Source organism: Thermosynechococcus sp. OHK43 (assembly GCF_014466085.1).
Lineage (GTDB): Bacteria > Cyanobacteriota > Cyanobacteriia > Thermosynechococcales > Thermosynechococcaceae > Thermosynechococcus.
This window is the reverse complement of sequence record NZ_JACOMP010000196.1, coordinates 1-24,465: the sequence shown is the minus strand read 5'-3', so window position 1 is coordinate 24,465 and position 24,465 is coordinate 1. Positions and strand designations below refer to the sequence as shown.

Annotated in this window: 23 protein-coding genes and 1 pseudogene; 18 read left to right on the top strand and 6 right to left on the bottom strand. The window is 53.5% G+C overall.

Annotated elements, in window-relative coordinates; all coding sequences use genetic code 11:
* From H8Q75_RS08295 to H8Q75_RS08285, 3 genes and pseudogenes are all read left to right on the top strand, one after another.
* Positions 1-1,092, top strand: a pseudogene (locus H8Q75_RS08295) (poly(A) polymerase); the annotation flags it as partial.
* On the top strand, positions 1,089-2,024 hold the full coding sequence (locus H8Q75_RS08290) for a DNA polymerase III subunit delta' (protein ID WP_297041120.1): 936 nt from the start codon (positions 1,089-1,091) through the stop codon (positions 2,022-2,024). The pseudogene H8Q75_RS08295 and the gene H8Q75_RS08290, both read left to right, overlap by 4 nt.
* Positions 2,025-2,061: 37 nt before the next feature.
* Positions 2,062-3,303, top strand: a complete 1,242-nt coding sequence (locus H8Q75_RS08285; protein ID WP_225871758.1) for an efflux RND transporter periplasmic adaptor subunit — start codon at positions 2,062-2,064, stop codon at positions 3,301-3,303.
* A gap of 8 nt (positions 3,304-3,311) precedes the next feature.
* Here H8Q75_RS08285 and H8Q75_RS08280 read toward each other — a convergent pair whose 3' ends face one another.
* Positions 3,312-4,820 (bottom strand): pyruvate kinase, encoded by a 1,509-nt coding sequence (locus H8Q75_RS08280; RefSeq protein WP_024125923.1) that lies wholly within the window; start codon positions 4,818-4,820, stop codon positions 3,312-3,314.
* A 406-nt stretch (positions 4,821-5,226) separates the two neighbouring features.
* Between H8Q75_RS08280 and H8Q75_RS08275 the strand changes: the two genes are divergently transcribed.
* The 4 genes from H8Q75_RS08275 to cbiB all read left to right on the top strand — a co-directional run bounded on the left by H8Q75_RS08275 (position 5,227) and on the right by cbiB (position 8,149).
* Entirely contained in the window at positions 5,227-5,559 is a 333-nt protein-coding gene (locus H8Q75_RS08275; protein WP_051372858.1) for a hypothetical protein, read from the top strand.
* Positions 5,560-5,631: 72 nt separating this feature from the next.
* A complete protein-coding gene (locus tag H8Q75_RS08270) occupies positions 5,632-5,967 on the top strand; it encodes a hypothetical protein (RefSeq protein ID WP_024125921.1) in 336 nt (111 codons plus the stop codon).
* A gap of 80 nt (positions 5,968-6,047) precedes the next feature.
* Positions 6,048-7,115: a Fe(3+) ABC transporter substrate-binding protein gene (locus H8Q75_RS08265; protein ID WP_024125920.1), complete on the top strand. Its 1,068-nt coding sequence runs from the start codon at positions 6,048-6,050 to the stop codon at positions 7,113-7,115.
* A 38-nt stretch (positions 7,116-7,153) separates the two neighbouring features.
* Positions 7,154-8,149 carry an adenosylcobinamide-phosphate synthase CbiB gene (gene cbiB, locus H8Q75_RS08260; protein WP_024125919.1) on the top strand — a complete coding sequence of 332 codons (996 nt, stop codon included), beginning with the start codon at positions 7,154-7,156 and terminating at the stop codon, positions 8,147-8,149.
* Positions 8,150-8,860: 711 nt separating this feature from the next.
* Here the strand turns inward: cbiB and H8Q75_RS08255 are convergent.
* Positions 8,861-9,058 (bottom strand): DUF2949 domain-containing protein, encoded by a 198-nt coding sequence (locus H8Q75_RS08255; RefSeq protein ID WP_024125917.1) that lies wholly within the window; start codon positions 9,056-9,058, stop codon positions 8,861-8,863.
* A 319-nt stretch (positions 9,059-9,377) separates the two neighbouring features.
* Between H8Q75_RS08255 and H8Q75_RS08250 the strand changes: the two genes are divergently transcribed.
* Together H8Q75_RS08250 and H8Q75_RS08245 are read left to right on the top strand one after the other, a co-directional pair.
* Complete coding sequence (locus H8Q75_RS08250; RefSeq protein WP_024125916.1) at positions 9,378-10,211, top strand: fatty acid desaturase; 834 nt, start codon at positions 9,378-9,380, stop codon at positions 10,209-10,211.
* A 6-nt stretch (positions 10,212-10,217) separates the two neighbouring features.
* Positions 10,218-11,084 (top strand): SDR family oxidoreductase, encoded by an 867-nt coding sequence (locus H8Q75_RS08245; RefSeq protein ID WP_024125915.1) that lies wholly within the window; start codon positions 10,218-10,220, stop codon positions 11,082-11,084.
* A 19-nt stretch (positions 11,085-11,103) separates the two neighbouring features.
* On the opposite strand, the gene ftsZ is transcribed toward H8Q75_RS08245, so the two are convergent.
* Together ftsZ and H8Q75_RS08235 are read right to left on the bottom strand one after the other, a co-directional pair.
* Positions 11,104-12,339 carry a cell division protein FtsZ gene (gene ftsZ / locus H8Q75_RS08240; RefSeq protein WP_297041119.1) on the bottom strand — a complete coding sequence of 412 codons (1,236 nt, stop codon included), beginning with the start codon at positions 12,337-12,339 and terminating at the stop codon, positions 11,104-11,106.
* 104 nt (positions 12,340-12,443) lie between these two features.
* A complete protein-coding gene (locus H8Q75_RS08235) occupies positions 12,444-13,289 on the bottom strand; it encodes a metal ABC transporter permease (RefSeq protein ID WP_157869739.1) in 846 nt (281 codons plus the stop codon).
* Positions 13,290-13,383: 94 nt separating this feature from the next.
* Between H8Q75_RS08235 and H8Q75_RS08230 the strand changes: the two genes are divergently transcribed.
* From H8Q75_RS08230 to H8Q75_RS08190, 9 genes are all read left to right on the top strand, one after another.
* Positions 13,384-14,106 (top strand): TIGR00297 family protein, encoded by a 723-nt coding sequence (locus H8Q75_RS08230; RefSeq protein WP_225871813.1) that lies wholly within the window; start codon positions 13,384-13,386, stop codon positions 14,104-14,106.
* Complete coding sequence (locus tag H8Q75_RS08225; protein ID WP_297041118.1) at positions 14,033-15,046, top strand: glycosyltransferase family 2 protein; 1,014 nt, start codon at positions 14,033-14,035, stop codon at positions 15,044-15,046. Before H8Q75_RS08230 ends, H8Q75_RS08225 begins: the two co-directional genes overlap by 74 nt.
* A 34-nt stretch (positions 15,047-15,080) precedes the next feature.
* Positions 15,081-16,040: a glycosyltransferase family 2 protein gene (locus H8Q75_RS08220; protein ID WP_024125910.1), complete on the top strand. Its 960-nt coding sequence runs from the start codon at positions 15,081-15,083 to the stop codon at positions 16,038-16,040.
* A gap of 118 nt (positions 16,041-16,158) precedes the next feature.
* On the top strand, positions 16,159-17,202 hold the full coding sequence (gene dusB, locus H8Q75_RS08215) for a tRNA dihydrouridine synthase DusB (protein WP_024125909.1): 1,044 nt from the start codon (positions 16,159-16,161) through the stop codon (positions 17,200-17,202).
* 293 nt (positions 17,203-17,495) lie between these two features.
* The gene (gene pflB, locus H8Q75_RS08210) at positions 17,496-19,763 is read left to right on the top strand and encodes a formate C-acetyltransferase (RefSeq protein WP_024125908.1); all 2,268 of its coding nucleotides are present in this window, start codon (positions 17,496-17,498) and stop codon (positions 19,761-19,763) included.
* 100 nt (positions 19,764-19,863) lie between these two features.
* Positions 19,864-20,628, top strand: coding sequence for an alpha/beta fold hydrolase (locus H8Q75_RS08205; RefSeq protein WP_024125907.1), 765 nt, complete (start codon positions 19,864-19,866; stop codon positions 20,626-20,628).
* Between the two features lie 24 nt (positions 20,629-20,652).
* Positions 20,653-20,874 (top strand): sulfurtransferase TusA family protein, encoded by a 222-nt coding sequence (locus H8Q75_RS08200; protein ID WP_041429931.1) that lies wholly within the window; start codon positions 20,653-20,655, stop codon positions 20,872-20,874.
* Positions 20,871-21,917 (top strand): small ribosomal subunit biogenesis GTPase RsgA, encoded by a 1,047-nt coding sequence (gene rsgA / locus H8Q75_RS08195; RefSeq protein WP_024125905.1) that lies wholly within the window; start codon positions 20,871-20,873, stop codon positions 21,915-21,917. Before H8Q75_RS08200 ends, rsgA begins: the two co-directional genes overlap by 4 nt.
* The gene (locus H8Q75_RS08190) at positions 21,911-23,095 is read left to right on the top strand and encodes a glycosyltransferase (RefSeq protein ID WP_157869737.1); all 1,185 of its coding nucleotides are present in this window, start codon (positions 21,911-21,913) and stop codon (positions 23,093-23,095) included. Before rsgA ends, H8Q75_RS08190 begins: the two co-directional genes overlap by 7 nt.
* Here the strand turns inward: H8Q75_RS08190 and H8Q75_RS08185 are convergent.
* Both H8Q75_RS08185 and H8Q75_RS08180 read right to left on the bottom strand, forming a co-directional pair.
* Positions 23,077-23,781, bottom strand: a complete 705-nt coding sequence (locus H8Q75_RS08185) for an NAD-binding protein (protein ID WP_297041117.1) — start codon at positions 23,779-23,781, stop codon at positions 23,077-23,079. The two genes, H8Q75_RS08190 and H8Q75_RS08185, sit on opposite strands and share 19 nt — an antisense overlap.
* Before the next feature lie 18 nt (positions 23,782-23,799).
* Positions 23,800-24,129 carry a hypothetical protein gene (locus H8Q75_RS08180; protein WP_297041116.1) on the bottom strand — a complete coding sequence of 110 codons (330 nt, stop codon included), beginning with the start codon at positions 24,127-24,129 and terminating at the stop codon, positions 23,800-23,802.
* Positions 24,130-24,465: the final 336 nt, after the last annotated feature.

The window sequence follows — 24,465 nt, the reverse complement described above, 5'->3', positions numbered from 1 at the left end:
TGGCCGAAGGCATCAGCTTTAGCGGGGTTTGCCGTGGATATTGCCACTGCCCGCAGTGAGTTTTATCCCTATCCGGCCGCGCATCCAGAAGTGGCCGCCAGTTCGATTCGCCAAGATCTCTACCGCCGCGACTTTACCATCAACGCCCTCGCCATGCGCCTTACCCCACCGCGCCACGGGGAGGTTCTGGATTTTTTTGGTGGGCAGGAGGATTTAGAGCGGGGACTGATTCGGGTTCTCCACCCCAATAGTTTTATTGAAGACCCAACGCGCATTTTTCGAGCTGTGCGTTTTGCTGTACGTTTGGGATTTGAGTTGGAGCCGCAAACCCGCCAGTACATTGAATATGCCCTCACCAGCGGTGTCTTTGCCACCCGCGATCGCCCCACCTCAAAACGGCCTTCCCTACAAAGTCGACTGCGCAACGAACTGCGCCACATCCTTGAACTGCCCCTTGCTCCAAACGAGCACTTTGGCGGTGAGCGGGCCTTGACGCTACTCGCCGAGTTGCGTGCCCTTGAGTGTTTGGATCGCCAAGTCACCTTTGATGAGGCGGCCAAGGGGCGCTTGCAGTTGGTTTGGAAGTGGTGGCCAGAGATTCCTGAGCGGCGGCAGTGGCAAACCTTTCCCCTGTGGGAGCTAGAACTTTTGGCCTTAATTGTGACCGTGCCCACAGCGGGGGCGATCGCGCGTCAACTCCAACTGGGGGAGCCCCTCTGTGAGTGGCTCGATACTTTTCCTCAATTCCAGCAGGAATGGCAGACGTTGCGGCAGACAACGCCACAGCGCAGCCACCACTGGAGGTTTTTGGAGAGCCACCCCCTACCGCTGATTGTGCTGTTGGCAGCGGTGTTGCAAGCAGAGGGCAGTGCAGCAGCCCTAGCAGAGGTCACCCTACTGCGGGAGTATCTCTGGCAGTGGCGCCTGCAAAAGCCGCCCTTGAATGGCCATGATCTGCAACAGTTGGGTTACCGCCGTGGACCGCAGTTGCGGCAAATTCTCCTTGCCCTGCGATCGGCGATGCTCGATGGCCTTGTCAGCGATCGCTCCAGTGCCATTGCCTATGTTGAAGCCCATTTCCCCAAGCCATGAATTGGTTTCGTCCCGTCATTGGTCAACCAACCGCCATTCAACTCTTGATCCATGCCCTCGATCGCCAGCACATTGCCCCCGCCTACCTCTTTGTTGGACCCGAAGGGGTAGGCCGTGCCCTCACTGCCCGCTGTTTTCTACAAGCAATTCTCAATGAGGCCAGGGATCTTAGCAACCACCCCGACGTCCTCTGGATGGAGCCCACCTACAGTGTCCAAGGAACACTCTACACCCGTCGCCAACTGCTGGCGGCTGACAAGGAGATTCCCCGCAGTGCCCCCCAGATTCGTCTAGAGCAAATTCGCCAACTGAGTCGTCACCTCAGCCAACCACCCATGCGCGCGCCGCGATCGCTAGTGGTCTTGACCCAGGCTGAAACCATGAACGAAGCCGCCGCCAATGCCCTGCTGAAAACCCTCGAAGAACCGGGGCAGGCCACCTTGATTCTGATTGCCCCTAGCCCGTCGGCACTCTTGAATACGATTGTTTCCCGCTGTCAGAAAATTCCCTTCTATCCCCTGAGTCGTCAGGAGGTCGAACAGGTGCTGCGACAGGTGGCCCCCCCTGACTTTTGGCATCAGGTCACTCCCGCCCTCCTGGACTTGGGAGCAGGGTCTCCGGGGGCAATTCTGCAGGCGTGGCAAACATGGCAAGAGATTCCTGAGGCGTTTCGCCACCTCGGTGAACAGTTGACTGTCCCCCTACCTCTGCAAACGGCTTTGGAATTGGCACGGGAGATTACTCAATCCCTCGATGTGGAACGGCAGCTCTGGCTCCTCAGTCTAATGCAGCAGCAAATTTGGCAGCGAAGAGACTTCCCTCGGTGTGTTCTGGTGCTTCAGCAATTGGAGCGTGCCCGTCAGTATTTGCAGCAGTACGTTCAACCTCGGCTTGCCTGGGAGGTGTTACTGATGCAGTTGGGGACAGTGTGATAGGCTATCGGCAGCAGTTGGCAAGATGATCAGGCAGATGATGGCGAAGCAACAATGGCTGGGGGCGATCGCGATCGCGGTGCTCTTGGGGGGATGCCAGTCGGCCATGGGTCGCTTAGAATCGCCAGCGGTTGCGCGTCCAGAACGTGACGGAGTGGCTGTCGATGTGGCTGTGGCACGCTTGGCCCAGTTAGAGGCCGATACAACCCTCACGGGCACCACTCGCCCCTACCGTGAAGTGATGGTGCGATCGCAGGTGGAAGGTCAAGTGATTCGACTAGGCGTGGATGTGGGCGATCGCGTGCAACCGGGGCAACTGCTGGCGGCGGTGGATCCCGTTGTCCTGAAAAACGCCGTCTTTCAAGCAGAAGCAGAACTGGCTGCCCGCCGCAACGAAGTGATCCAAGCCCAAGCCGCCGTCAATCGTGCCCGCACGGCTGTCGAAGAAGCCCGTCTTACCCTCCACCAGGCAGAAAGCGATGCCCGCCGCCTGGAAGCCCTGCTGCGGGATGGCGCCGTCTCAGCACAAGCAGCAGAACAGGCACGCACAACGGCGCAAACAGCACGGCAGGTACTACGTTCCCGCGAAGCAGAGGTGGTGACAGCTCAACAGGGAGTGGCCGTTGCCCAGGGTCGGGTACAGGCCCAAACCGCCCTTGTCCAACAGGCACGAGCACGGTTGAATCAAGCTCTCCTGCGATCGCCCCTCAATGGCGTGGTGCTAGAGCGACTCACGGAAGTGGGCAACCTACTGCAACCGGGGGGGGAAGTTCTCCGCCTTGGCGATATTCGCCAACTCAAGGTTGTCGTGGAAGTCTCAGAACGGGAATTGGCTAGATTAGCCCCCGGCCAACGGGCGACAGTCACCTTTGATGCCGTGCCCAATCGCACCTACGAAGGACGGATTACCCGAATTTCACCTGCCGCTGCCGCTGCCCGTCTGATTCCTGTGGAAGTGGTGATTGACAATGCCGATGAACGCTTGGGCAGTGGTTTACTGGCACGGGTGGCTTTCCAAGGAGCGAATGCGCCGCGCTTAATGATTCCCCAATCCGCCCTCGGTGGCTTTGAGGAGGGGCAACTCTCCTCACGGCAGGGGAGCGTCTTTGTGGTGGTTGGCGATCGCGTGCAGGAGCGGCAGGTCACCCTTGGCCAACGGCGGCAGGGCCAAGTGGAAATCCTCAGTGGCCTCAAGGCCGGCGATCGCTATGTTGTCCGCGCAAGTCGCCCCCTGCGGGACGGGGATAAAATTCGCCCCAGCATTTTCTCTAAGGGGTAATCACAGGTTTATGGGCGCCCAATGGTCTCGTAGGGGTGCCACGAGTGCAGTGCCCGTAGTTGCGGTGTTTTCTTCTGCTGGTGCGCTTCCATGCGGGCAAGGACATCGTCGAGAATATCCACTGCTAACCCTACATAGGGACCTTTGTTGAGCATGACACACTCCGCTCGCTCCGCCATGGCTGCATCGGTGATTTCGGCACGGGAGGGCACGCCTTTTTTGACTAAGTTTTCAAGGACTTGGGTGGCCCACACCACAGGAACATGGGCCGCTTCACAGATCCAGAGGATTTCCTCCTGCATTTCCGCCAAGCGTTGGTAGCCAATTTCAACAGCGAGATCGCCCCGGGCAATCATGACACCAAAGGGTTGTCGACCCGCCGCTTGAATGATCATTTCTGGCAGTGCTCGAATCGCTTTCGGGGTCTCAATTTTGGCAATGATGCCCATCTGGTCGGCGCGATCGCCACCACAATGCGCCAGTTCCCGTTGCAGTAGGGCAATATCCTCAGCGGACTGAACGTAGGAGTAGCCAATGATGTCAGCATAGCGGCAAGCAAAGGCAAGATGCTCGCGATCGCTGTCGGTCAAAGGAGACAGGCGCAAATCACTGTCGGGGAAGTTCAAGCCCTTGGCCACCTTCAGCCGCTGCCCTTCCTTGCAGTGGGTAATGGTGAGTTCTACCCCTTGGGCATCTTTGCTGACAATGCGACCGCCAATGTGGCCATCATCAATCCAAACCCGCTGCCCCACCTCTAATTGGGGCAAAATTTCTGGCAAGGAGCAGGTGAATTGCGGTATCTGGCCGCCATCAGGGCAAATTTCCGTTGTCAGTCGCAGGCGATCGCCACCGTGGACGCGCACCGTTGCCGGCCAAGTCGCAGCAATGCGGGGTTTCGGTCCCCCCAAGTCCATGAGAACTTTGCAGGGTTGACCCGTAATGTGACTTGCCGCGCGCAGATGCTCAATCATCGCTTCCCAAGTAGCAGGGTCATCATGGGCACAGTTGATGCGAGCACAGTTCATTCCCTTGCGCAGGAGCGTAATACTCCATTGCCGGTCAGTGGCCGCTTCGGTGGGGAGTGTCACCATAATCCGCACATGGCGTTTGCCACGAATTGGGCCAAAGAGTTCCGCCGTTTGGCGGCGCAGTTGGCGATCGCCCGCAAAAAAAGCATCAAGGGGTGGGCGCGGCGGCAGTGACTCATGGGCACGACAAAGGGCACCCAAGGTATTGATCACCGCATCCAAATTGGGGAGCACCCGTGACTCAATCCGTCCTAAGGACGATAACCCCCAAGGCATTAAGGCCATTTGCATTGCCCGTAGATCCCGCCAGCGCAAGGCCAAATAGTAGGCAAGATTGCGCGCACTAGGTATAAATTCGGATCGCTTAATTTTTGATTGCCACTCTTGAAAACGGGCTTCCCCCTCTTTAGTAATTTCCTGCCGCAGTTCTAACAGGCTATCGAGCAAGGCAGCAGGTGAAATGGGTACAGTTGGCACCTCCAGCAACATGACCGCCTCCTAGATAATAGATAATTTTTAAATTTTTAAGGGATTTGATGATGGGGTTAGATTCACGGCAAATCAAGACTTCATAGGGATTTCGGAAAAACTTAATCATCGTTGACAACCATGAATTAAAGGCTTAACAACACCCCTCACTGCAAAACATAAATAAACATTTCTTTACGTAATGGGCTGCAAGGATCAGGAACGATCAGGTGTGTATGAACCGTATTCCTTTCTGAGACAACTCTATCTTTCAGTATATCTGCATATCTGCCGACTTCATTTGGGGCATCTTAATTTTCTTCCAAGCAAAAGGATTAAGAGTTACTACAAGCCTTCCAAACAGATTTCCTAGTTCTGTTATGTTCTCAATAGAGATGTTGATTGTCTTGCCCTTACCAGTGCCCCTATGGATCGTCATCCTTCGTTGCAGCTACTCAAATACTCCTATCAGTCCGCAGTGGCCTGGTGCCAAGAACACGGCTGGACCGATCTGTTCATTGAGCAGTACCAGTATTGGGCATTTCCGCCGGGGGGAGTGATGCCCCTACCCTTGCCCACGGAGGGGTTGCAATTCATTGAACTGCCGGTTGCCCTCTCACCGCAGCAACGACGCCTACAGATGTTGGCACTGGCGATCGCTCTAGTCACCACGGGCTTGAGTGGCTGGCTGCAGTCTTTGTTTCCACTTGTCATCGGCTTTAGCTGCTGTGCACTCTTGATTGCAGCCCAAGAGCCCTAAGGTCAATGCCTGATCTGCTGATACATTTCTGCTGATACATTGGAGAACTGGTCTGCACCCTGGTGTATTTCCTTGATTGCCTCCTCCGCAACCAGAGAATTCCCACTCCTTTGGCCTACCGGCACGCGTTTTTACAGTCCGGGTTATTCCTTTAGCTATGAGGTAGCGGGGGCCTGTTGTCGCCTTTTTGATCGGGAACAGTTACCGTGGCCCTGTTGTCGTATTGCTTGGCGCAGCAAAGAACCTAGTTGGCGACGCATTGGCCGGCGGCTTGTCCTCGATAGTGCTACAAAACGGCATCCCAGCTATTGGGTACGCCACATTGAAACAAACACCATGATGGTCATAACCCTCTATTGGGTAGAGCTGGCTGCAAGCGATCGCCAGTGGTGGTACGGCAAAGGCTAAACTTATTGCGAAAGAGTTGCAAAACTGCCCGTCCAGCCCTAGAATATTCCTCAGATTAATTTTAGGAGAGATTCTCAAGTATGGAGAAAGTAGGTCGCCGTGTATTCCTCGGCATGGGCGCCGCAGCAACAGCTTATGTAACCCACTCCCTCTGGAACCAAAACACTGAATCAAGCTATGCGCAACAGTCCTCAGGAGGTGTGATCAATGTTTATTCGGCACGGCACTACGACACAGACAAAGCCCTCTACAACGGTTTTACGCAGCAGACCGGGATTCGCGTCAACATTATTGAGGCTGAAGCTGATGCTCTGATTGAACGGATTCGCAGTGAAGGGAGTCGCAGTCCTGCCGATGTCCTGATTACTGTGGATGCAGGTCGCTTGTGGCGAGCACAGGAAGCCGGTATTTTGCAGCCAATTCAGTCAAGGGTACTCAACAGCATTGTGCCAGCAAACCTACGGGAGCCTCAAGGACACTGGTTTGGTCTCTCGCGGCGGGTGCGTGTCCTCATTTACAATAAATCCAAAGTGGATCCCAACCAACTCTCCACCTACGAGGATCTGGCTAATCCGAAGTGGGGCCGGCAGGTTCTCTGTCGCAGTTCCAGCAATATCTACAATCAGTCCCTCACGGGGTCATTGCTAGCAATTCATGGTGCCCAAAAAACGGAACAATGGGCAAGGGGCCTAGCCCAAAACTTTGCCCGCCCCCCCGAGGGAAATGATACCGCTCAAATTCGCGCCTGCGCAGCGGGTGTTGGCAGCATTGCAATTGCAAATCACTACTATTTAGCACGGTTGATTGCCTCAGATAAAGCAGAAGATCGAGCAGTTGCTGAGAAAGTGGGCTTATTTTTCCCCAACCAGCGCGATCGTGGTGCCCATGTAAATATCTGTGGCGGCGGTGTGGTAGCTGGCGCCCCCAATCGTCAGGCGGCAATTCGCTTTTTGGAGTATCTGGTGAGTCCGAAGGCGCAAGAAATGTTTGCAATGGCCAACTTTGAATATCCGGTCCGCTCGGGGGTACCCGTGCATCCGATTGTGCAACGGTTTGGCAATTTCCGAGGACAACGTGTCAATGCAGCAGTTTTTGGCCGCAACAATGCTGAAGCACTGCGGATTATGGACCGGGCTGGATGGCGCTAAAACCCTAAAATGAGCGATGACCCCCGTTGATCGTTCCTGTGTCTTGCCCCCTCATTGCCTACACGATTCTTCTGGCCGCGGCCCTCCTTGACTTTGGTTTTGGAGATCCTTGGGGCTGGCCACACCCGGTACGCTGGATGGGAGCCTATATCCAATTCCTCAGCCATTGGTTCAACTATGGCCAAGGCTGGCCAGTTTGGGGACAGCGGTTGGGGGGGGCACTGCTTACACTGAGCTTAATCCTAGGTTCTGCCCTAATCAGTTGGGGCTTAGTGGCACTGGGGATGGCAATTTCACCCCTCCTCGCTTGGGGAGTTGCAGTTGTGGGTACCGCCAGTGGCTTTGCGGGTCGTAGTCTACGGGATGCAGCAGCAGAGGTATTGGCACCTTTGGCAACTGGCAATCTTGAAGGGGCACGCCAGTCCTTAGCCAAGTATGTGGGTCGCGAAACTGCCCACCTAGAGGCACCTGAAATTCTGCGGGCAGTTCTGGAAACCGTAAGTGAAAATACCACCGATGGCATGATGGCACCACTTTTTTATGGGGCGATCGCCACCCTGATCGTGCCGCAAGTGAGTCCCTTGCCGCTGGTCATGGCCTATAAAGCCGCCAGCACCTTGGACTCGATGATCGGCTACCGTGAGCCACCCTACACCCATTGGGGGTGGTTTGCCGCCAAAACTGATGATGTCCTCACATGGTTGCCCTGTCGGTTGTTGGTCTTTCTCGTTGCCCTCTGCTCCGGGCAGTGGCAGCGAGTGTGGCAATGGTGTTGCCGTGATGCTCCCAAGGATCCGAGTCCCAATTCTGGTTGGAGTGAGTGTGCCTATGCAGCGGCCTTGGGGGTACGTTTGGGGGGCACGAATATCTACCGCGGCACGGTGAAGGTGAAACCCTTTTTAGGAGAACCGTTACACTCCCTTGATCAAAAAACGATCTGGTCTGCGCTTGACCTTAGCCGCCAGATTTACCTCATGGCCTTAGGATTGACAGGAATACTTTTATTAATTTCTTGCAAATTATTTTCTATTTAGCAATATAGCTAAGACGTTCTACTGGTCAATTCCTCCATTCAACGGTTGCAATGGTCACCGCCCTTGGTGATGAGCATCATCAGTTACGGGTGAGAAATACCACCGCTGCTCTTAGTCAACCCATCTAGGATAAGAGTATTCACCCCGGAAGGGGCTAGACAAAACCGTTCTCTCCACTTACACAAAGGACACCCAATGCTGAATCAAAAAGGCTTACTTCTCGCTTGCCTCGCCGTTGCCCTCAGCCCCGCTGTGAGCCGTGCTGTACCTCTAGCTTCCACCCAGACCCTGCAATCGCAACGACCAAGTAATAATGTGGAATTCAAAATCCCAAGCAATCTGCAGGTGCGCCCTACCATCATCGGGAAGGTTACTAAATCTCATTCCATCTCCTGCAATGAGATTGTGATTAATGCTACACTGCATCCTCCCGGCAGCTTTCCAGTAGGAGGTGCTACCGCTACTTTGTCACCTACTGGTAGCAATAGTTGTAGTTACAAAATTACGGTTCCACCAGAGCTACTCGGTAAGAAGGTTCATCTCTGGGGAACGTTCAAAGTCCCTTCATCCCTGTTGTCAATTGAACCCGTGGGCTGGCAAAGTCCCATCTCTGTGCCTCAACAGTTAGGGATTTCCCAAAGCTACGACTTTGTTGCTAAGGAAACACTAATTCATTAAGCCTAAATAAATAAAGGAATCCTGAGAGCGCCCCTAGGGCTGACTAGCTTCTAGCCAATCGAAGATGCGGTCAAGCTGCTCAAGGCTCACCAAGCCATACTGCCAAAGAACAACCGGCAACAGATTCACCTGCTCATCGCAGTGCTTGAGGCCAAAGTCAATGGCAGCGGTGGGCAGTGCCATCTCCCGCTGTAGGAAGTCAATGAGTCGTGTCCAACGTGGCGTTTTCATGATTCCTATAACTACCACACCTTACCCTCTATCCTAGGGATCAATCTGAGAAAATGCAACATTTCGTTACAAAACCATAGACAATGAAATAATCAGCCTGCTATTTGGTATGATGCCTGCTATTTTCGGGGACACTTTCCCCAGAGACTTCCCCCACCAGAGGGAATTTCTAGAAGCAAAGGCTCAATCATTCGTCTTGGGCAAAACATTCTAAGTAAAGATACTCAACCGTAGCTCGTTATACTAAAGTCTGATGGGTGTTGTTCAAGCTCAGTCTAGAGGGAACAGCAACCTATTCAGTTGTTTTAAGGATGTGTTCATGACCCAAGCGACCGTTGCCAAACCCCCCATTGCCTGGCCTACGGCGACCTTTATTATTTTTGTACACCTCGGTGCTCTTCTTGCTTTTTTACCCAGCATGTTTAGCTGGAGAGCAGTCCTGCTGGCCCTTGTGCTCCACTGGTTAACCGCTGGCATCGGTATTACCCTTGGTTGGCACCGTCTGGTCTCCCATCGTAGCTTCCAAGTTCCCAAGTGGCTGGAGTATTTCCTGGTCTTTTGCGGCACGCTCTCAATGCAAGGGGGGCCGATTTGGTGGGTTGGGCTGCACCGCCATCACCATCTGTACTCCGATCAACCGAATGATCACCACGATTCCCGTAAGGGCTTTTGGTGGAGCCATATTGAATGGATGTTTCGTGAGGTGCCGGCGGAGGCAGAAATTCCCCGTTTCACCAAAGATATTGCTGATGACCCCGTCTATCAATTCCTTGACAAGTACTTTCTTCCCATTCAGGTGGTCTTGGCCATTGTCCTTTATCTTTGGGGGGGCTGGCCATTTGTGGTTTGGGGAATTTTTGTGCGGCTTGTAACCGTCTATCACACCACTTGGCTGGTCAATAGTGCTACCCATACCTTTGGCTATCGCACGTTTGAAACTACGGATCACTCAACGAATTGCTGGTGGGTAGCCCTGTTAACCTTTGGTGAGGGCTGGCACAATAATCACCACGCCTATCAATACTCGGCACGCCATGGTTTGCAGTGGTGGGAGCTGGATCTGACGTGGCTCACCATTCGCTTCTTGCAATTGCTGGGCTTGGCTACGAAGGTGCGCTTGGTGGAGGCACCGGCAGTCTCTTCCCAAGACTAGCGCGCAATGCGGGTTCTGATTCTGGGTTGTGGTTATACAGGAACTTGGTTAGCGCGATCGCTCCAAGCCCAAGGCATTGATGTGGTCATTACCAACCGTCGGGGGGAGCTGCCGCCAGAACTCAGCGCTATTCCCTGTTTTCCTTTTAAATGGGAGCAGCAGGGGGAGCAATTTCCCCTAGTACCAGCTGCCCTTGAGGGGGTAACCCACGTCCTCAATAGTATTCCCCCCGATCGCCAAGGGGAGGATGCGGTTGCGCTAGCACTGTTGCCTCAGTTAGAAAAACTGAATCTGCAATGGTTTGGCTATCTTTCGACAACGGGGGTCTATGGCGATCGCCAAGGGGGCTGGGTAGATGAAACGACACCCGTCAACCCTCAAAATTTGCGTTCACAACACCGCGTCAGGATTGAGCAAATCTTTCTCAACGCCAATCTGCCTACCCACATTTTTCGCCTCCCCGGCATCTATGGCCCCGGAGAAGGACGCAATCCTATCGCTCGCATTCTCAAAGGCGATGTTCAACTCATTGATAAGCCGGGGCACTACTTTTGCCGTATCCATGTGGCGGATATTGTCCAAACCCTTGAGCGATCGCTGGCACGGCCTACCCCGCAGGAAATCTATAACCTGAGTGATGATCAACCCTCAGAGTCGCTCCCTGTTTTACTCGAGGCCTATCGTCTTTTAGGTCGTCCAGCACCACCAGCCATACCCTTGAAGGTGGCCAATCTGAGTCCAATGGCTCAATCTTTTTGGCGTGAATCTCGGCGAGTGCGCAATGACAAAATCAAGCAGGCTTTAGGGGTTCAACTCCGCTATCCCTCCTACCGCGAGGGGCTACGAGCGATCGCTCGTGAATTGGGTCTTTAAGGATGGGTGCCTTGTATACCTAGGGGGTTGGTCGCCGTCGCTGGAGAAACTCAGGAATATCCAACCTGGGTTTGGCTTCAACCTCTGGTGCAGGTGCTTCAGGAGTGGGAGGTGCCGTTGTTAGGGGGCGGTTCGTCAGGGGTGTTGTCTTGGTTGTGGTACGGCTGCGGCTCATGGGTTCACCACTAAAGCCAGTGGCGATAACGGTGATTTGAACTTCCCCTTGCATTTGGGGATCAATCACAGCACCAAAGATGATATTGGCGTTGGCATCGGCCACATTGTAAATGACCTCTGCAGCAGCATTGACTTCATGGAGGGTGAGATCTGTGCCCCCTGTAATGTTAAAGACAACGCCCTTGGCACCCTCGATAGACCCCTCCAGTAGCGGTGAGGAAATGGCACTGAGGGCGGCTTCAGTGGCTCGTGACTTTCCAGAGGCAATACCAATGCCCATCATGGCAGAACCGGCATCAGCCATCACCGAGCGAATATCGGCAAAATCCACGTTAATCAGCCCCGGCAGGTTAATAATGTCGGAAATCCCCTGAACCCCTTGGCGCAGCACATCATCGGCAACGCGAAACGCATCCTGAACCGATGTTTGCTCAGAGATCACCGAGAGAATCTTGTCATTGGGAATCACGATTAGGGTATCAACGCGACTTTGCAGTGCTTCAATCCCTTCATCGGCTTGGCTCGCTCGACGACGACCCTCAAAGGTAAAGGGGCGGGTCACCACTGCCACGGTTAGGGCTCCCTGTTCCTTGGCTACTTCCGCCACAATTGGGGCAGCACCAGTGCCAGTACCGCCACCCATGCCACAGGTAATGAAAATCAAATCAGCATCCTTGAGCGCCGCAGCAAGGTCTTCACGGGATTCTTCAGCCGCCTTTTGACCAATGGCAGGGTTGCCACCTGCACCAAGACCACGGGTGAGTTTCTGGCCAATTTGCAGGCAGCGGTGGGCTTGGGATTGGGCGAGCGCCTGGGCATCAGTATTGACGCACCAAAATTCAACACCAGCCACATTACTGGCAATCATGCGGTTAACTGCATTGCCACCGCCACCACCGACACCAATCACTTTGATGCGCGCCGCTGAAGTTTCCACCAAGCTGTCATAACTCCTTAACACATCGGCTGGTGCGCCATGGTCACTGTTGCCAGATGCAATGCCTACCTCTCCCAAGATAAAGGAGGCGCGGACTTCAGAGGGAACAGGTTCCGTAGGCCACCGTTGATCTGACTCCATAACGCAACTTCTTCACCCATGATAAATATGGGGCAACTATATCATGAACTCTAGCAAAGGCATCGGCAACACCTCAGAAAATAAAAATAATCTAATCCTTCAGCCTAACTCAGGGGAGAGCGGGCTTTGGCCAAAAGACCATGCTTGGGGGCAAAAATCATCGTCAGGAAAAAAATCACTGCTTGCAGGACAACAATACAGCCACCCGTTGACACATCAAGGTAGTAACTGATGTAGGTGCCCAGTAAACTGCCAAGACCACCCACGGCTAGGGCAATCAGTACCATGATGCCAAAGCGATCGCTCAGCAAATAGGCGGTTGCCCCCGGTGTAATTAGCATCGCCACAACGAGAATGATGCCCACGGTTTGCAGGGCAGCCACAGTGGTTAGGGATAGCAACGCCAGCAGAAGATAGTACAGCAGCGTTGTATTCAGACCAATGGTGCGGGCATGGGTCGGATCAAAGCAAAAGAGGATCAAGTCGCGATGCAGGAGAGCGATCGTGATCAGTGTCATGAGGCTAACAATGACCGTTTGCCAGAGGTCGCGATCGCTAATGCCCAAGACATTCCCAAAGAGAATGTGCATCAGGTCAACGCTACTGGCGGTTTTCGAGAGCAACACCAACCCCAAGGCAAAAAAGCCCGTAAACACCAAGCCAATAACGGTATCCTCCTTTACCCTTGTCTGCTGCTGAATGAAACCAATCAGGGTCACGGCCATCAGACCAAAGACAAAAGCTCCCAAAGCAAGGGGTAACCCTAGCCAGTAGGCCAAAACCACACCAGGTAAGACTGCATGGGACACGGCATCCCCCATCAGTGCCCAGCCCTTCAGGGTCAAAAAACAAGACAATACGGCACAAACGCCGCCCACAAGGGTGCTTACTCCCAGTGCCTTGACCATAAACGCGTGTTGCAGTGGTTCCAATAGCCAAGTGATCATCATCTGTCCTCTATGTCTGAAAAGTATGATAAGGTGCTGCCAGTACAGTCGGAGGGCGGTTCTCGTGGATGGCATCCTGTTACTGAATCCTTGGTGGATGGGTGTTTTGCTCAATACCGTCCTTGGCGCGATCGCCCTTCTGACCCGGCAAAAATTACTCACCCCAGCAGGACTTTTCCATGCGTGGCTCCTCGGCGTGCTGATTTGGGGCACCTTAAGCTGGCAAGGCTATCTGATTGTCATGGTCTATTTCCTTGTTGGTTCAGCTGTCACCCGCCTCGGTATGACCGAAAAAGAGGCCGCTGGTATTGCGGAAAAACGCTCAGGGGCGCGCGGACCGGAGAACGTCTGGGGCTCGGCTTTTACAGGGACTGTCTGCGCACTCCTTGTAGTTTTACTTCCCCAATGGCGGGAGTTATTCCTAGTGGCGTTTGTTGCCAGTTTTAGTACGAAGCTGTCGGACACCTGTGCCAGTGAAGTAGGCAAAGCCTATGGCCAGCGCACGTTCCTCATCACCACACTGCAACCTGTGCCGCGGGGCACTGAAGGTGCCGTGAGCCTAGAGGGAACCCTGGCGGGGCTAGTTGGTGCGACTGCAATTGCTCTGCTAGGCTGGAGTGTGGGCTTGATGGGGGCGATCGCCATTCCCATTTGCATCCTTGCTGCTTTCTTTGCCAATCTTGTGGAGAGTCTAGTGGGAGCAACGCTGCAGGGACGCTACCCTTGGCTCAGCAATGAACTGGTCAATGGTATTAACACCACAGTCGGGGCTGGCCTGGCAATGGGGGCCATGGCTCTTTTGCAATACACCTTCGAGTGAGCGACTATTTTTAACTCTCTCTTCAATCGCTATTTTTGTTAATAATTTCATCATGAATGTCATTAATAAGCCACTTATTTCAGTGATCTTACCTGTTTACAATTCCGAAAAATATCTTCATTTAGCTATGGGGTCCATCATTAGTCAAACCGTTGATAATTTTGAGTTGATTATAATTAATGATGGTTCCTTGGATAAATCATTTGAAATATTGTCGAATTATGCAAAAATTGATTCTCGTATTTGCTTAATCAACCAATCTAACCAAGGTTTAGTCAAAACACTGAATCAAGCAATTGAAATTGCTGGGGGTGAGTATATCGCCAGAATGGATGCAGATGACGTGGCTCTACCTCATAGGTTCGCATCTCAGCTTAACTTTCTTCGGGAGAAGAAATTAGATATTTGTGGCGCATCGGTTCAACTCATCGGCACAGCAACTGGTTACTGGCACTATCCCTATTCCCATGAAGGTTGTGAAGCAGAGCTGTTGTTTGGTGTACCTTTTGCCCATCCCTCTGTGATCGGTCGCTCGGAGGTATTCAAGGAGCTGAGGTACTCCTCTGAGTGGCCACTGGTGGAAGATTATGATCTATGGCAGCGGGCATGGGCAGCAGGGTTCAAGATGGGGAATCTCCCGGAGGCACTTCTCCAATACCGGACGCATCGGAAACAAACCTCCAGCCTTTACCGCCGCCAGCAAGCTCAAAATAGTCAACGGATTCGTTCGCGCCACTGGCAGCAACTCCTAAGTGTCAAGTTAGGTATTGCGCGAACTGAGGCTCAGGAAGCAGAGAAAGACCCATGGAAAACGTTCCAACTCCTGTGGCAGCTAAAGCAATGTTATAAAGGAACAGAAGCAGAAAAAAACCTTGACCATGCGTTTCTGCGCCTTTGTTCTCACCGTCTTCATAGTTGGGTTTTAGATAGAACAAGCTAGTTGAGGAGCTCAAGACCACGTTTCGGGAGTGATCATGTTTTTTAGCGTTGTAATTCCTACCTATAATCGTTTGCCGATTTTAGAAAAGTGTGTGCGGGCGATCGCCCATCAAAGATGGCATCCTGATCTGGGCATCAAGGGCTATGAAGTCATTATTGTTGACGATGGTTCAACGGACAATACGGTTGAGTGGCTCAAAGAGCATCGTCATGAATTTCCCTGTGTGCAATGGTTGCAACAGGAGCATCTTGGTCCTGCAGCTGCTCGCAACTTAGGTATCCAAGCAGCTCAGGGTGACTGGATGATTTTTATTGATAGCGACTTAGTTGTGACTTCAACCTTCTTAGATGCCCATGTGCGGCGCTTAATGCGAGAACAAAAACGCCTTGGAATAGAGGATGTGACTCAGGTTCCTGCCTTTTCCTATGGGCGTGTGATTAATACCTGTAATTTTGAAGATCCAACTTCAGAGCCATATAAGATAACTGATTTTTCAGCTGCCTATTTTGCAACGGGAAATGTGGCGATCGCCCGCCACTGGTTGGAAAAGGCAGGCCTCTTTGATACCCAGTTTCAACTCTACGGCTGGGAAGATTTAGAACTAGGGGTGCGCCTAAAAAAATTAGGTTTACGATTACTGAAGTGCCCTGAAGCAGTTGGCTACCACTGGCATCCCTCCTTTTCCCTCAGCCAAGTGCCTGCCCTCATTCAGAAAGAGATTGAAAGGGGGAGAATGGGGGTCTTGTTCTATAAAAAGCATCCGATTTGGGAAGTGAAGCTCATGATTCAAATGACCCCTTTTCATTACCTTCTTTGGGCAATCCTATCCCTCGGTGGTATGCTCAATGAAAAAACCCTGGCACCCCTGTTGCAATGGTTGATTAACATCGGTCGCCCCCAAGATGCCCTTGAGGTGGCTCGCATCTTTTTGAACTGGTACAATGTTCAAGCGGTTTATGCAGCCTATCAAAGTGAAATTAAAAATTCAAAGTGAAATTAAAAATGTGATGTAAGGAACCAGCGGTAGGTTGACGGGCGAGCTTTTGATAGAATTAATTAGCTTCCCTCAGTACTTTGAGTTTCCAAGTATCAGTTGTTAAGCTAGTCATTTTATGAGCACGCCAACCCTGTCACCAGCGCTCAAAGCCCGTTTAGCCACGCCACTGCAGATTGGCTCTGTTAGGGTCAATAGTCGGGTATTGCAGTCCCCTTTAGCAGGTGTAACGGACCTCGTCTTTCGCCGCTTAGTGCGCCGATATGCCCCTGAGTCGATGATGTATACCGAGATGGTCAGTGCGTCGGGGCTGCACTATCTGAAAACATTACCCCGGATTATGGAAGTGGATGCGAATGAGCATCCCATCAGTATTCAGCTTTTTGACTGTCGGCCTGATTTTCTCGCAGAAGCCGCGATAAAGGCAGTGGCTGAAGGGGCAGACACCGTGGACATCAATATGGGCTGCCCCGTGAATAAAATCACGAAGAATGGCGGTGGTTCTTCCCTACTGCGGGATGTACAAACAGCAGTAACCATTGTGCGTACGGTCTCAAAGGCGGTGCCTGTGCCAGTCACGGTGAAAACTCGCATTGGCTGGAGTGATGAGGAAATCAATATCCTTGACTTTGCCAAGGCGATGGAAGATGCTGGTGCGGCAATGATTACGGTTCATGGGCGTACCCGTGCCCAGGGCTTTAATGGCCCAGCCCGCTGGGAGTGGATTGCGCGGGTGAAGGAGCGCGTCAGTATTCCCGTGATTGCCAATGGCGATATTTTCTCGGTAGAGGCGGCAGTCCGCTGCTTGGAGCAAACCGGGGCAGATGGGGTGATGTGCTCGCGGGGAACGATGGGATATCCCTTCTTGGTGGGAGAAATTGATCACTTTTTGAAAACGGGGGAATTGCGGCCTGCGCCAACGGTGGTTGAGCGTCTGCAATGTGCGCGAGATCATCTGATTGCCCTCTGGGAGTACAAAGGGGAACGGGGGATTCGCCAAGCGCGTAAGCATTTGACGTGGTACGCCAAGGGCTTTGCCGATGCAGCAGAACTGCGCGGTGAATTGTGTCGCATTGAAACCCTAGAGGCTGGTTTAGCTCTCCTCGATGCAGCAATTGAGCGCTTGCAAATGGCCTCCGAAATGGAGGCGATCGCAGCCTAAACAAATGAAAAAAAGATTTGTGTTTCGCAACATTTTCACAAAAACTTCGTAAAAGAAGCTTCTAGAGCCGAAGGGTTATAATGAAGGTGTAGGTGTAAGCAGGCCGAAAAATAGTGATGGGGCTTGGCCTACAAAAGGTTGATTGGCATTTGTGGATTGAGGGCAATTTTTTAATCTCTTACGCATTTTCTAGCAGTTGCAGTTAGCAGGTTCTTGCTGGTTGGAAGGAGCGATCGCTATCGGTTACAGGCGATCGCGAGAAGTTGCTGCCCACTTGATGAGGAACATGGACTATGAACTGTACACGCTACACTACACGCTACACAGAATTGCCCGAAGCGGCATGGCAAGGATTTACAGGGGGTGACTGGGTTGAGCACATTGATGTGCGCGACTTTATTCAGCGCAACTATACCCCCTACACCGGAGATGCTTCCTTCCTCGTAGGCGCCAGCGATCGCACCCAGCAACTCTGGGCAAAAGTGCGTGCGCTGATGGCTCTAGAGCGCGAAAAAGGCGTCCTTGATGCCGACACCAGCGTGCCTTCCTCAATCACAGCCCACCCACCGGGTTACATCGATCGGGAGCTGGAGCAAATCGTTGGCCTGCAAACCGATAAGCCCTTGAAACGGGCGATTATGCCCTTTGGCGGCATTCGCGTGGTTGAAACCGCCCTCAAGGCCTACGGCTATGAACTAGATCCGCGCACGAAGGAAATCTTTACCAAATATCGCAAAACCCACAACGATGGCGTCTTTGATGCCTACACACCCGAAATGCGCCGCTGCCGTAAATCGGGAATCATTACCGGACTGCCAGATGCCTACGGCCGGGGTCGGATTATTGGTGACTATCGCCGCGTGCCGCTCTACGGGGTAGATCGCTTGATTGCCGACAAACAGGCGCAGCAGGCCTCCCTTGAAGTCGATGTCATGGATGAAGAAACCATCCGCCTGCGAGAAGAGCTCTCAGAGCAAATCAAAGCCCTCAATGAACTCAAGGAAATGGCCGCCAGCTATGGCTTTGATATTTCGCGGCCAGCGGCCAATGGCAAAGAGGCTATTCAGTGGCTCTACTTTGGCTACCTGGCGGCGGTCAAAGAACAAAACGGCGCTGCCATGTCCCTTGGGCGGGTCTCAACCTTTCTTGACATTTACTTTGAGCGAGATTTGCGTCAGGGCACAGCCACAGAAGCCGACATTCAAGAGTGGATTGACCACTTTGTCATGAAACTGCGGATGGTGCGCTTCCTGCGGACGCCGGAATACAATGAACTCTTCTCTGGGGATCCCACGTGGGTCACGGAGTCCATTGGCGGTATGGGTCTCGATGGTCGCCCGTTGGTGACGAAAACCAGCTTCCGTATTTTGAATACCCTCTATACCCTGGGGCCTGCCCCCGAACCCAACCTGACGGTGCTGTGGTCGGAAAACTTGCCAGAGGCCTTCAAGCGTTTCTGTGCTCAAGTGTCCATTGACACCAGTTCCATCCAATACGAAAACGACGACTTGATGCGTCCCTACTGGGGGGATGACTACGCGATCGCCTGCTGCGTTTCGGCGATGCGAGTCGGCAAACAAATGCAATTCTTTGGGGCACGGGTGAACTTGGCCAAAGCCCTCCTCTACGCAATCAACGGTGGTCGGGATGAAGTCTCTGGTCAGCAGGTGGCACCGATGTTTGCCCCAATTACCGGCGACACACTGAAGTGGGAAGAGGTGCTGCCACGCTTTGAACAGATGATGGCTTGGTTGGCGAAGGTGTATGTAAATACCCTTAACGTCATCCACTATATGCACGATAAGTACTGCTATGAGCGGCTGGAGATGGCGCTCCACGATCGCGATGTCTTCCGCACAATGGCCTGTGGGGTGGCTGGTCTATCGGTGGTGGCGGATGCCCTCTCGGCCATTAAGTACGCCGAGGTGAAAGTAATCCGGAATGCCGAAGGGTTGGCCGTGGACTACGAGATCAAGGGCGACTTTCCGAAGTACGGCAACAATGACGATCGCGTGGATAGTCTTGCGGTGTGGGTCGTGGAAACCTTCATGAACGAAGTCCGCAAACACAAAACCTACCGCAATGCGGTGCCCACCCAGTCAATCCTGACGATTACCTCCAACGTCGTCTATGGCAAGAAAACCGGCAGTACTCCCGATGGCCGCAAGGCGGGTGAACCTTTTGCGCCAGGGGCCAACCCCATGCACGGTCGCGATACCAAAGGGGCGATCGCCTCACTAGCGTCCGTGGCCAAGTTGCCCTATATCCATGCCCAAGATGGCATCTCCAATACCTTCTCTATCGTGCCTAGTGCCCTTGGCAAGACCCGGGAAGATCAAATCAGCAACCTGGTGAATATGTTGGATGGGTACATCCATGATCAGGGCTTCCACATCAACGTCAACGTGCTCAACCGCGAAATGTTGCTAGATGCTATGGATCACCCTGAACTGTACCCACAACTCACCATTCGGGTGTCTGGATATGCGGTGAATTTCATTAAACTCACCCGCGAACAACAGTTGGATGTTATTAACCGCACGTTCCACGAGCGCTTTTAGGCTCACTGGGCAACTGCTGCCTAGGTGAACGCCGCCTCCTCTACCTCGAGCGATCGGGGTAGATTTTTTATGGTGGTTGCATGAAGGGCTCGAGGGTATTGTGAGTCTGGTCAATCTTCCCTTTTTCTATGGCCATAGGGCGGGCGATCGCGCCTGTTTGCTCCTCCATGGCTTGGGGGGTGGGGCTTATGAACTGCAGCTTTTGGGAGAAGTTCTCTATGAAACGGGCTGGACGGTTCAGGGCATTCTGTATCCGGGGCACGATCGCCCCAGTGCCCAAATGCCCGCCTCGACATGGCCGCAGTGGTATGAGGCCGTCGTCACCGCCTTCCAAGTCTTGCGAGAGAGCTACTCAACGGTTGCGGTGGTTGGCTTTTCCACAGGAGGAACCCTAGCCCTCCATCTTGCCTATCACTATTCCGTTGATGCCCTAGTGCTCCTTGCGCCCTTTTTGCGCATCTATCGACCTTGGTTTTCCGCCGTCAGACCCGAGAGGCTGGTGCGGTCCCTTGGTCGCTGGATTCCTTGGGTACCTCGGCGGAGCCTACCGATTCGCGATCGCGCTCTGCGCCAAGCAGCGGAAGAAGCCTGTTTTTTTAAGAGTTTCAATTTACAGGCAGTAGGCAGTGCCCTCGACCTCATTGCCCAAGTGGAGCAGGAGCTGCCCATGATCACAACACCGACACTGATTCTCCAAAGTCGCGCCGACACCATCGTGGACCCCCAAGGGGCACAGAGGATCTATGAAGACTTAGGCAGTCCCAACAAGGAATTGCATTGGCTCAAGGATTCGGATCATTTGCTCCCCCTGGATGTGGAGCGAGAGCAGGTATTCGCCAAGGTGGTCGCCTTTTTGGGAAGATAGTTGCAGTTGGTTACTGGCCCTGCCATGGAAACATTGGATCTACGGGGAACACCCTGTCCTTTGAACTTTGTGCGCACGAAACTGCGCCTGCAACAGTTGCCCCCCCAGCAGCCCCTTGAGGTGTGGTTGGATGCGGGCGAACCCATTGAGCAGGTGCCCGATAGTTTGCGGATGGCGGGCTATGAGGTTCTCAGAATTGAGCCACGGCAGGACTATTTTGCCCTTCAGGTGCAGCGTCCCGCATGAGTGAGCTGGTGGGCTTGGTGCGAGCTGTCCAGGCCAATTACTATCGTGTCCGCCTACGGGAACCCACCAATGGGGTTGAGGAACTCCTCTGCGTGCGCCGTGCTCGCCTCAAGAAGATGGGGCAACAGATCTGCGTGGGAGATTGGGTGGTGGTGAGCCATCCCGATTGGCCAGGACAACGGGGGGCGATCGCTGAGATTTTGCCCCGCCGCAATCAATTGCCCCGCCCGGCAATTGCCAATGTAGATCAGATTTTGCTGCTTTTTGCCTTGGCCGACCCCCCTGCGGATGTCCATCAAATTACCCGCTTCCTTTTGACCGCTGAAGGGTTAAATGTTGAAATTCAGGTGGTTTTTACCAAAGCGGATTTGGTTTCTCCCCAAGCGCAACAGCAGTGGCGCGATCGCCTGCAACAATGGGGCTATCGTTGCCATGTCCTCAGCCTTACCCAAGGAACAGCTTGGCAGGCTCTGCGTCCCCATCTGGCCAATCAAATCACGGTCGTCTGTGGCCCCTCGGGGGTGGGCAAAAGTAGCTTGATCCGCCATCTTACACCTCGGGAGGATATTCGCGTCGGCGTGGTCTCCGATCACTGGCATCGAGGACGGCACACTACACGCCATGTGGAACTCTTTCCCCTACCGGCGGGGGGCTGGATTGCCGATACACCGGGCTTTAACCAACCGGAATTGCCCCCAGATCCGCAGCAATTGGCGGCGGCTTTTCCGGAGATTCGCCAACGGCTAAGCAAGAATCAGTGCCTCTTTGATAACTGTCGCCACGATCAGGAACCGGGCTGCTGTGTCCGTGGCAACTGGGAGCGCTACCCCCTCTACATTGCGTATTTACACCAGCTAGAAACAATCGCTAGTTCAGAGCCATCCTTGGGGAAGGTGCCCCCAGTGAAGGCCAAGAGTGACCGCCAAGGTCAGCAGCGCCTTGAACCCCTCTTGGATCCGAAAAAATATCGTCGGCGATCGCGACGGCAGCAACATCAGCACCTCAATCCCATGGCTGAGGAAGTCCTCGATAGCGAATGGTGATGACTATGCCCCCCGTGTTGATCTCTATCCTGTTGAGTGTCACAGGTCTTTCCCTTTTGATCTGGCTGGTTTTGCTGCTGTTTTGGGGAGAGTTTTGGCGCCCGGATCAGCGGCTACAGGGGGGAGATCTGAAGGTTTGGCCAACGGTCGTGATTGTCATTCCAGCCCGCAATGAGGCGGCGGTGATTGGCACCAGTGTGCGATCGCTCCTAGAACAGGACTACGCAGGACCCCTCCACCTGATTGTGGTGGACGATCAAAGTGACGATGGCACAGGAGACATCGCTCGCCAAACGGCTCTTGATCTCGGTCAGGGCGATCGCCTGACAATTATCGAGGGCACACCGCTCCCCCTCGGCTGGTCAGGTAAGCTCTGGGCACTGTCCCAAGGCATTGAAGCAGCCCGTGCCTTTGATCCCGATTACTTGCTGCTGACGGATGCCGATATTGCCCACGATCGCCAAAATTTGCGCCAATTGGTTGCCCACGCCCGTCAGCAAAAATGCGCCCTGGTGTCCCTCATGGTGAAACTGCGCTGCCAAAGTCTCTGGGAAAAACTCCTAATTCCCGCCTTTGTCTTTTTCTTTGCCAAGCTCTATCCTTTCCGTTGGGTCAACGATCCGCAGCGGGCAACGGCAGCTGCCGCCGGCGGTTGTATTTTGATTGATCCCGCGGTGCTGGACAAAATTGGTGGCATTGCCTGTATTCGGGATGCCCTGATTGATGATTGTTCCTTGGCCGCCGCCGTCAAGCGAGCCGGCTACCGCATTTGGTTGGGGCTGACCCCCACCACTGTGAGCCTGCGTGCCTACAATACGCTCGGCAGTATTTGGCAGATGGTGGCTCGCACCGCCTATACGCAGTTGTCCTATTCGCCGCTTTTGCTTGTGGCAACGGTGATTGGCATGACCCTGGTGTATTTGTGGGCCCCCTTTGCCCTTGGGATCGGTCTTATGAGTCAATCACTGCCCTTAGCCGTCATGGGGGGACTCACTTGGGGGGGCATGGCGATCGCCTACGGGCCAACGGTGCGTTTCTATGGCCTTAATGGCGGTTGGGCGCTGACACTGCCCGTGATTGCCTTTCTCTATACCCTGATGACCCTGGATTCTGCCCGTCGTCACTGGCAAGGCCGGGGCGGTGCTTGGAAAGGACGGGTTTATCCGCGCAAGTCATAGATAGGGTGATAGGCCATAACAATGAGGGTGTCACTGGCGTCAAGGCCCCGAAAGTCTGTGGGACGAGGGTTGAGCAACACCTGTTGATTTTGGCGGCGAATCCCCACAAGGAGAACTGGATTGTCGGGATGGCGGTTGCTGTACTCACTCACCCAAGCACTAAGGGCAGGAAATGAGAGGCCATAAAGGGTGGCAGGATAGTACCTTGGCTCAATAAAGTAAAACTCATTGGTGTGATCGGAGTAGGTCAGGAGTTGGCGATAGACCTCGGACATTTGCCGAAAGAGGGCACTTTGGGCTAGGATGCCAGAACTGTAGTCTTGGCTGAAAATGACTTCATCGACCCCTGCTTCCTTGAGGTGGCGCCGGCGATCGCTATTCACCAATTCGGCCACCACATGAATATCCTGCTCGTGGCCAGGGGTTTTCTCCAGATGCTTCACCGCAAGGGCAATAAGAACATTTTTTTCATCGGGGGCTTCCATATCGGCATCGGCAAGCAGAATAATTGCCTTGGCCTTGGGGGCATTGAGGCGTTCGAGGGTACTGTGGTGGGTGGGATCCCCCTGCACCACAAAAACATCGGTGCGCTCTTGAAATTCGGAGTTAAGTTTAATGGGTTCCGCACACAACAGGACAATATCGCGGGGATAGTAGCGGTTGGCCTCAATGAGTTGCCGTAGCACCAGGGGAGCCTTGGTATTCTAATTGCAGATAATAATATGGTTGCTAAAGGATTTCATGGCCAGCGTTTGGGCAAGGGCTTGGGTGACAAAGTAGGAGGAAAACTTGCCAATCAGGGCACCAAAGGCAAAGGTGCCAAAGAGCAGTAGTAGCAGTTGCACGACTTGCCCCAGCAGGGTTCGCGGGCGATCGGGATACTCTCCCACCAGTGTGATGATTGCATTACTGAGGGCCTCCCAAGCTCGGCTGGGTGACTGCAATGCCTCTTCGCTCCAGACAAAAGCCACAATCAACAGCACCAGAATCGCGATCGCCCCCAGGGTAAGGAAGCGTTGAAGCCGCGCTTGCATTGGCTAGCGAGGGAAACATCACGTCTATTCTAGGATTCCCTTGGTGACTCTCTCCCTCTTGTAGAGTCTCCCAGATTCCAGTATCCTGACTGCTATACAGCCCTTTGCAATAGGATGAAACCTCCTCAAAACCGCAGAGACTGCTTAATAATGGAATCACATCCCCTCCATAGGGCGATATGGCAGAGGAGCAATTTATTCAGCATCATGGAAACAACATCGGCAGTAAAGGAGCAGTCTCTTGAATAGGTCTGACCACCGACGATGCCGACGGAGAATGTATATCTGGGGTCGCCCCTAGAAGAATAGCTGCAATGTCTGCCGCTGCCTTAGAAC

Excerpts from the sequence above, each read along its gene's own strand:
- H8Q75_RS08290 (WP_297041120.1), top strand. The coding sequence starts at position 1,089 with ATGAATTGGTTTCGTCCCGTCATTGGTCAACCAACCGCCATTCAACTC.
- H8Q75_RS08285 (WP_225871758.1), top strand. The coding sequence starts at position 2,062 with ATGATGGCGAAGCAACAATGGCTGGGGGCGATCGCGATCGCGGTGCTC.
- H8Q75_RS08280 (WP_024125923.1), bottom strand. The coding sequence starts at position 4,820 with ATGTTGCTGGAGGTGCCAACTGTACCCATTTCACCTGCTGCCTTGCTC.
- H8Q75_RS08275 (WP_051372858.1), top strand. The coding sequence starts at position 5,227 with ATGGATCGTCATCCTTCGTTGCAGCTACTCAAATACTCCTATCAGTCC.
- H8Q75_RS08265 (WP_024125920.1), top strand. The coding sequence starts at position 6,048 with ATGGAGAAAGTAGGTCGCCGTGTATTCCTCGGCATGGGCGCCGCAGCA.
- H8Q75_RS08255 (WP_024125917.1), bottom strand. The coding sequence starts at position 9,058 with ATGAAAACGCCACGTTGGACACGACTCATTGACTTCCTACAGCGGGAG.
- H8Q75_RS08250 (WP_024125916.1), top strand. The coding sequence starts at position 9,378 with ATGACCCAAGCGACCGTTGCCAAACCCCCCATTGCCTGGCCTACGGCG.
- H8Q75_RS08245 (WP_024125915.1), top strand. The coding sequence starts at position 10,218 with ATGCGGGTTCTGATTCTGGGTTGTGGTTATACAGGAACTTGGTTAGCG.
- ftsZ (WP_297041119.1), bottom strand. The coding sequence starts at position 12,339 with ATGGAGTCAGATCAACGGTGGCCTACGGAACCTGTTCCCTCTGAAGTC.
- H8Q75_RS08235 (WP_157869739.1), bottom strand. The coding sequence starts at position 13,289 with ATGATGATCACTTGGCTATTGGAACCACTGCAACACGCGTTTATGGTC.
- H8Q75_RS08230 (WP_225871813.1), top strand. The coding sequence starts at position 13,384 with ATGGGTGTTTTGCTCAATACCGTCCTTGGCGCGATCGCCCTTCTGACC.
- H8Q75_RS08225 (WP_297041118.1), top strand. The coding sequence starts at position 14,033 with ATGGTATTAACACCACAGTCGGGGCTGGCCTGGCAATGGGGGCCATGG.
- H8Q75_RS08220 (WP_024125910.1), top strand. The coding sequence starts at position 15,081 with ATGTTTTTTAGCGTTGTAATTCCTACCTATAATCGTTTGCCGATTTTA.
- dusB (WP_024125909.1), top strand. The coding sequence starts at position 16,159 with ATGAGCACGCCAACCCTGTCACCAGCGCTCAAAGCCCGTTTAGCCACG.
- pflB (WP_024125908.1), top strand. The coding sequence starts at position 17,496 with ATGAACTGTACACGCTACACTACACGCTACACAGAATTGCCCGAAGCG.
- H8Q75_RS08200 (WP_041429931.1), top strand. The coding sequence starts at position 20,653 with ATGGAAACATTGGATCTACGGGGAACACCCTGTCCTTTGAACTTTGTG.
- rsgA (WP_024125905.1), top strand. The coding sequence starts at position 20,871 with ATGAGTGAGCTGGTGGGCTTGGTGCGAGCTGTCCAGGCCAATTACTAT.
- H8Q75_RS08190 (WP_157869737.1), top strand. The coding sequence starts at position 21,911 with ATGGTGATGACTATGCCCCCCGTGTTGATCTCTATCCTGTTGAGTGTC.
- H8Q75_RS08180 (WP_297041116.1), bottom strand. The coding sequence starts at position 24,129 with ATGCAAGCGCGGCTTCAACGCTTCCTTACCCTGGGGGCGATCGCGATT.